4 protein-coding genes, 3 tRNA genes and 1 riboswitch are annotated in these 7,614 nt (G+C 34.7%); of the genes, 5 read left to right on the plus strand and 2 right to left on the minus strand.

Annotated elements, in window-relative coordinates:
- Positions 1-63: 63 nt before the first annotated feature.
- The 4 genes from ABS916_RS12640 (at position 64) to metK (ending at position 2,715) form a co-directional block, all read left to right on the plus strand.
- Positions 64-134: transfer RNA gene (locus tag ABS916_RS12640), tRNA-Gly, on the plus strand.
- A 9-nt stretch (positions 135-143) separates the two neighbouring features.
- Positions 144-217: transfer RNA gene (locus ABS916_RS12645), tRNA-Ile, on the plus strand.
- Between the two features lie 19 nt (positions 218-236).
- A tRNA-Glu gene (locus tag ABS916_RS12650) sits at positions 237-308 on the plus strand.
- 1,131 nt (positions 309-1,439) lie between these two features.
- Positions 1,440-1,527, plus strand: a riboswitch (SMK box riboswitch).
- Entirely contained in the window at positions 1,525-2,715 is a 1,191-nt protein-coding gene (gene metK, locus ABS916_RS12655) for a methionine adenosyltransferase (protein WP_350452243.1), read from the plus strand. (Overlaps the previous riboswitch by 3 nt.)
- A gap of 5 nt (positions 2,716-2,720) precedes the next feature.
- Here metK and ABS916_RS12660 read toward each other — a convergent pair whose 3' ends face one another.
- Complete coding sequence (locus ABS916_RS12660) at positions 2,721-3,086, minus strand: MnmM family RNA methyltransferase (RefSeq protein ID WP_350452244.1); 366 nt, start codon at positions 3,084-3,086, stop codon at positions 2,721-2,723.
- Between the two features lie 261 nt (positions 3,087-3,347).
- Positions 3,348-3,953 (minus strand): phosphatase PAP2 family protein, encoded by a 606-nt coding sequence (locus tag ABS916_RS12665; RefSeq protein WP_350452245.1) that lies wholly within the window; start codon positions 3,951-3,953, stop codon positions 3,348-3,350.
- Between the two features lie 397 nt (positions 3,954-4,350).
- Here ABS916_RS12665 and ABS916_RS12670 point away from each other — a divergent pair.
- Positions 4,351-7,614 (plus strand): LysM peptidoglycan-binding domain-containing protein (locus ABS916_RS12670; RefSeq protein WP_350452246.1); only part of this gene is annotated, 3,264 nt, incomplete at its 3' end.

Here is a 7,614-nt window from a genome sequence, read left to right on the forward strand (position 1 = left end):
TAGAGCACTTGATTGAAGCTCAAGGTGTCGGCAGTTCGATTCTGTCCCAGGCCACTTTTTAATGCGGGTGTAGTTTAGTGGTAAAACCACAGCCTTCCAAGCTGTTGATGCGAGTTCGATTCTCGTCACCCGCTTTTTTTTTTGGGCCTATAGCTCAGCTGGTTAGAGCGCACGCCTGATAAGCGTGAGGTCGATGGTTCGAGTCCATTTAGGCCCATTGTACTACAATTTAGAACGGCCCGTTGGTCAAGCGGTTAAGACACCGCCCTTTCACGGCGGTATCACGGGTTCGATTCCCGTACGGGTCATAAAAAAATAAGCTGAATAAAAAGGATAAGAGGAAACTTCTCTTATCCTTTTTATTATTGTATAAACAAGTAAAGGTATCACTCGCATGACGATTGATACCTTTAAGAGAATAGCCTCAAAGAGTATAAATAAAGAGGATTATACTAAAAGAGATAAAAAAAGCAATGGAACAGAGTTGCAACGTTCTTTGGGTTAATTTAGCTGAAATCGATTCTTTTGTAGAAAAAGACAATTGAACCACCTTAATAGTAAAAGGTAAAGTAAGTATAAAGATAAACGATAGGCTTTTGAAAGTAGGAATAAAAAGGATAAAACTGACTACATAAATCAGAATTAGTAAATATAAAACGATACGTTGAAAGTGTTTGTGGTCTAAAAAAAGGTTATTTGAATTGTGTTCGTTTAACTGTCCATTAATTCTTGTATAATTTAATTGAAGTTTTCCTAGTTCAACTAAAAAGACCATTAATATTAACGGAATGCTCCAATAAAAAAGTGTATTAGGGATAAAATTTGCTTGAACAAAAAAACTCAGGTAGGTTAATATACCACCCTTAAATACACTAGAAAAAAATAACATGAGCCATGAATAACCTTGTTTAATGAGATAAAATTGAAAGTGAATCACCAAGCTATAGAAGAAACATAGTAATCCTACTAAGTAATGGATGTTATAAGTAAAGTAATAAATGAGCAGTAGATTTAATACCTCAAATATAAGAAATGGAATATGATTAAATGAAAAAGATGATTTGATGGTTTTAAATAAAAAATTTCCTAATAAGTGGTTTAAAAAAATAAAACTATACAATAGGAAAAAACGTATAAAGTTAAATGAACTATATTGACCAGCATAAAGTGTACCTATTAATAAATAAGATAAAGGAATAACGAGAACTAAAAATAAAGGATGATAAAGATAATGTGTAATAGTTTTATAAATAGAGTGCACCAATGAAAAAACTCCTTTTAGTGATTTGTCTAATCTTATTTTACCTAAAAAAGGGTTAATGGTATAGAGAAATGAAGAATAAATAAGCTGAATGGCTAGAAAGTACGGTGTTTTTGATCAAAATCAATATTTTCAATAGATTTAATACTAATAAAGCATGAATTATGGTAAAATGTATAAGGTTTGCAAATCGGATTCCCGAGAGGATTCACTTTAAAAGTGGAGAAGCCTTGTAACCGAAAAATTAAAGGGGGAACAAAGTAATGACAGAAAGAAAATTATTTACTTCTGAATCTGTTTCAGAAGGACATCCAGATAAAATAGCGGATCAAGTTAGTGATGCTATATTGGATGCAATTTTATCAAAAGATCCAGATGCTAGAGTAGCATGTGAAACAATCGTAACAACAGGATTAGTATTAGTAGCTGGGGAAATATCTACCTCAACTTATGTAGATATCCAAAAGACTGTGCGTGATACAATTCGCGAAATTGGATATACTAGAGCTAAATATGGGTTTGATGCTGACACATGTGCAGTAATTGTATCTATTGATGAACAATCAAGAGATATAGCACAAGGCGTTGACGAGTCTGTTGAATCTAAAGAAACAACTCAAGATGAATTAGATCAAATTGGTGCGGGTGATCAAGGGTTAATGTTTGGCTTTGCTGTAAATGAAACACCAGAATTAATGCCATTGCCAATTGCATTAAGCCATCGTTTGACAAAACGTCTAGCTTTAGTTAGAAAAGAAAAACTTGTTTCTTACTTAAGGCCAGATGCAAAAGCTCAAGTGACGATTGAATATGATGAAAATAATAAACCATTACGTGTAGATACAATAGTTATCAGCACACAACATCATCCAGATGTAACATATGAACTGTTGAAAAAAGATATGATTGAATTAGTAATCAATCATGAAATTCCTAGTGAGTTATTAGATGAAGATACAAAATACTTCATTAATCCTACAGGTCGATTTGTAATTGGTGGACCTCAAGGAGATGCCGGTCTAACAGGACGTAAAATTATAGTCGACACTTATGGAGGATATGCTCGTCATGGTGGTGGAGCTTTTTCTGGGAAAGATCCTACAAAAGTTGATAGATCAGCAAGTTATGCAGCTCGTTATATTGCTAAAAATATAGTAGCTGCAGGTTTAGCAGATAAATGTGAAGTACAGTTGGCTTATGCAATAGGAGTTGCTCATCCGGTATCGATTGCTATAGATACATTTGACACTGGAACGGTTGCTGAATCTCGTTTAATCGAAGCAGTACGTGCAAATTTTGATTTAAGACCAGCTGGCATTATCAAAATGCTAGATTTGCAAAGACCTATTTATAAACAAACAGCAGCGTACGGACATTTTGGACGGACGGACATTGATTTGACTTGGGAACATACTGACAAAGTTGAAAGTTTAAAAGCATTTTTAGCTGAATAAACAAGTTAAATAGAAATCAAAAGGAACGAGGGCCAACCTCCGTTCCTTTTTTTATTTTTTTCAATAGCAATGAGTAGAGGAGGTTTTTTTTTGTTTAGAAAGTCGTAGCGTAAAACAGTATAGTCCGTTTGAGAGAGTGTTTGGACATAAGTTAGAATGGTATCTTTTTCTTCTTTTCCTCCAATATGACCAGAATAAACAACTAGTAGGAGTAATCCTCCTTTTCTTAGTCGGGGTAGTATTTCTATAATAGTTATCAAAGTGGTTTCTGATGTTGGTATAATTGTTTTTTCTTCGTTAGGTAAGTAGCCTAAATTAAAAATTGCTCCTGCTATAAGAATATCTTGTGGTAATACAGAACATTGTTTCATGCCCTTGAATGAAAAGACTTACCTGATTGAAAATCCCAGGTAGTAGAGTGTTTGTTAACAATGTGCGACTATAGCGTAGTGCATTATCAAGCATAGCTAATTCCTCCCATATACAGTTAACTGAATTAGTTTATTCAATTTTAACATGTACTTATTTATATCTAACTATAAAAAGAGACAGAGTTTAGTTCAACTCTGTCCCTAAAATTGCAAGTTAGTTTCTAATTTTTTTAAACAACCTTTACAAAATAAATTGGTTATTTAATGATGATTTCTTATTTTATTAGAATAAAAAGCAGTAGAGAGTAATAACCAAGAACCTGCTAAGCAAAAACCACCAATTACATCTGATGGAAAATGAACGCCTAAATAGATTCGACTGATACCAATAGTAATGATGATTAAAGATGCTAATAGACCAACTACCCATTTGATCCATTTCTTACGCGTGAACTGAATAATTAAAAAGGCAATTCCACCGTAACAAATTAAGGAAGCCATAGAATGACCACTAGGAAAGCTATATCCATCTTGCAAGACAAGGTGTTCAATAGTAGGACGTGTCCTTTGGAAAAGAAACTTTACCAGTTGATTTAATAAGCCTGCTCCAAGAGCAACATTAAAGATAAACCAATAAGCGGTTTTGGTATCTTTTTTTCGCCATATGAAGTAAAGACTAACTAAAACAGTCAGTAAAAAAATACAAAAAGTACCTCCTAAATCGGTTATTAAAGAATAAAATGTTGTTTTTATAGGAGAACGATTGACTAAAATTGGAGAAGCAAAAAATCGGTCGAATGAGTTTAACCATTCTGACTGTTGAGCTACTCCAAAAGCCAATACACCAAATGGGAGTAATAATAGCATACTAATCAAAAAATTAATGGAGGTGTAAAAGAGCTTAATAGTAGATGTTTTCATAATTTTTTTCTCATACTTTCTATAAAATAAACGCATCAGAGATATTTATACTCTTGAAGAATAAGTTTAGCATATTCATTGTGGAGAATAAACTAAAAGGAATAGACATCATTCAAGAAAGGTAATAAAAAAATCAAGTATTTAAAGAATTATCTATTTTCTTTCATTACACTTAAGACATGTGACTGCTGTTTATTACGTTTATGTAACGTTTATTAAAAATCCATCATCTACCTAAGTTAAGCTTTCATTATAAGTGTGGTAAAGATATAATAAAATAGCAATAGTTGTATGAAAATCAACCCCTAAAAATGGTGAAAAATAAAAATAGGAGGTACTCACTTTGGAAAAAACAAGAAATGAAAGAATTTCAGCTGTAAAAAATCAAAAAAACTTTGTTCAATCAGAAAATGCCAATGGATTGATCAAAAAAGGAACAGCTGTTTTCAGTACGACTTTATTAGTGAGTTTACTAGCATTTCCAACATTCTCTGCATCAGCTAGTGCAAATGAATTAGCTGAGACCAGTAGCAAAAAATTGGAAGAGACAATTGAAAAGAATGACACTGCAACTGAAGAAGGCCAAAAAGCAGCCATAGAATCAGACGAGAGTGATTACATACCAGAAGATGCCACTGAAAAACAACAACTTATTAATGAACTTAAATCAGTTCTTTCAACTGAACATTTTGAAACTTTAACATTTAACGAATTATCAATTGAAGAAATTGATGAATTACTTACAATAGCTATAGAAGAAGCAGAATTAAACAAAGAAACAGAAACATCTACAGCTATTCAACCAATAGATGAATCAAGTGACTCTGTTATTGATGAAACTGAGAATCTGGATAATCATACACTAGAAACAGACATCTCAGAAGAGTTAGACGAATCTGAAGTTGAAGTACCTGAAAAAGAAACTGTCAAAGAACAAGCTGAAGAACCTGTTGCGGTAGTCGTAGAAGTCCCTGAAACAGAAGTAGTAGAAGAAACAACAGAGATTGAAACAGATGTTCCGACAGAGGAATTAGTAGAAAATAATGATGAGGTTATTAGTGAGCCTCTTGAATCAGAAATTATAGAAGAACCAGCTACTTCAGAAGACAAAGTAACAGAACCAGTAACAGAACCAGTAACAGAACCAGTAACAGAACCAGTAACAGAACCAGTTAAAGAAGAAGTTATCGTAGAAAAAGCTAAAGTAGTAACTCCTAAAGTAGCAACTACTTCAGTTAAAATGGCAGCTACGACTTCGGCTAAAAAAGTAGCAACTACTGCTGTAGAAAAAGCTAAAACATATACTGTTAAGTCTGGTGATACACTAAATAAAATTAGCAAGGCTAATGGAGTCACTGTAGCTCAACTAAAAAAATGGAATAAACTATCAACAGATCTTATTAAGGTGGGACAAGTCTTAGATTTAAATGAAACTGCGTCAAAAAGCACACCCGCACCAAAGCCAACCAATACCAATAATGCAATTGTAGATGCATCAACACCTGCTGGCTTTGTTAATGGCCTTACATCATATGCAAAACAAGTAGCGGCAAATAATAATTTGTACGCTTCAGTTATGATTGCTCAAGCAGCATTAGAGAGCGGTTATGGTACTAGTAAATTATCAACTAGTCCAAACTATAATTTATTTGGTATAAAAGGAAGTTACAATGGCAATACTGTTACAATGTATACATCTGAATGGAGTTCTTCAACAGGTTGGATTTATATCCCGCAAAACTTCAAGAAGTATCCATCGTATGCTGAATCATTGCAAGATAACGCTAACCTCTTAAAAAGAGGAACTTCTTGGGATAATGGCTATTACTCAGGTGCATGGGCTAGTAATTCAAACAGTGCATATGAAGCGACCGCATGGTTACAAGGACGATACGCGACGGATCCTAGCTATGCTTCTAAGTTAAATGCTATTATAAAAGCTTATAACTTAACGCAATATGACACGAAATCTTCTGGAGAAACAGCACCAACAACGCCGAGTATTCCGGTATCAAATGATAATAATAACGTTTCAACACCAGATGCAGGTAATACGAGCAGTACATCTTACAAAGTGAAATCAGGCGACACATTGACAGCTATTGCATCAAAATATGGCGTATCTGTTTCCAACTTGAAATCATGGAACAACTTAAAGTCAGATATGATATATGTGAACCAAACATTGTCGATCAAAGGTGGATCAACGTCAGGTGGAACAACAACGCCAACACCATCACCAAGCACAGGAAATACAAGCAGTACGTCTTATAAAGTAAAATCAGGCGACACATTGACTGGTATTGGATCTCAATACGGTGTATCTGTTTCGAACTTGAAATCGTGGAACAGCTTAAAATCAGATACGATATACGTGAATCAAACATTGACAATCAAAGGTGGAACAACGTCAGGTGGGACAACAACACCAGCACCAAATACTGGAAATACAAGCAGTATATCTTATAAAGTGATATCAGGCGATACATTGACAGCTATTGCATCAAAATATGGCGTATCTGTTGCGAATTTGAAATCATGGAACAACTTAAAAACAGATGCGATCTATGTGAATCAAGCCTTAACGATTAAAGGTGGCAACACAACGACAGCACCAACACCAAGTACAGGAAATACAAGCACCACGTCTTATAAAGTGAAATCAGGCGACACATTGACTGGAATCGGTTCAAAATACGGTGTATCGGTTTCAAACTTGAAATCGTGGAATAACTTAACGTCAGATACGATATACGTGAATCAAGCCTTAACGATTAAGGGCGGTACAACTTCAGGTGGGACAACAACACCAAATACTGGAAATACAAGCAGTACGTCTTACAAAGTGAAATCAGGCGATACATTGACAGCTATTGCATCAAGATATGGTGTATCTGTGGCGAACTTAAAATCATGGAATAGTCTAAAAACGGATACGATATATGTGAATCAAGCCTTAACGATTAAAGGCGGCAACACAACGACAGCACCAGCACCAAGTACAGGAAATACAAGCAATACGTCATATACTGTAAAATCAGGTGACACATTGACTGGAATCAGTTCAAAATATGGTGTATCGGTTTCAAACTTAAAATCATGGAACAACTTAAAAACAGATGCAATCTATGTGAATCAAGCCTTAACGATTAAAGGTGGAACAACAACGCCAACTACGGCACCAAATACAGGAAATACAAGCAACACGTCATACATTGTAAAATCAGGTGACACATTGACTGGAATCAGTTCAAAATACGGTGTAACGGTTTCAAACTTAAAATCATGGAACAACTTAAAAACAGATGCGATCTATGTGAATCAAGCCTTAACGATTAAAGGCGGCAACACAACGACAGCACCAGCACCAAGTACAGGAAATACAAGCAACACGTCATACACTGTAAAATCAGGTGACACATTGACTGGAATCAGTTCGAAATACGGTGTATCGGTTTCAAACTTAAAATCATGGAACAACTTAAAGACAGATGCGATCTATGTGAATCAAACCTTAACGATTAAAGGTGGAACAACAACGCCAACACCGGTACCAAGTACAGGAAATACAAGCAACACGTCATACACTGTAAAATCAGGTGACACA

The sequence above is a fragment of the Carnobacterium sp. genome (assembly GCF_040274945.1).
Taxonomy (GTDB): Bacteria; Bacillota; Bacilli; order Lactobacillales; family Carnobacteriaceae; genus Carnobacterium_B.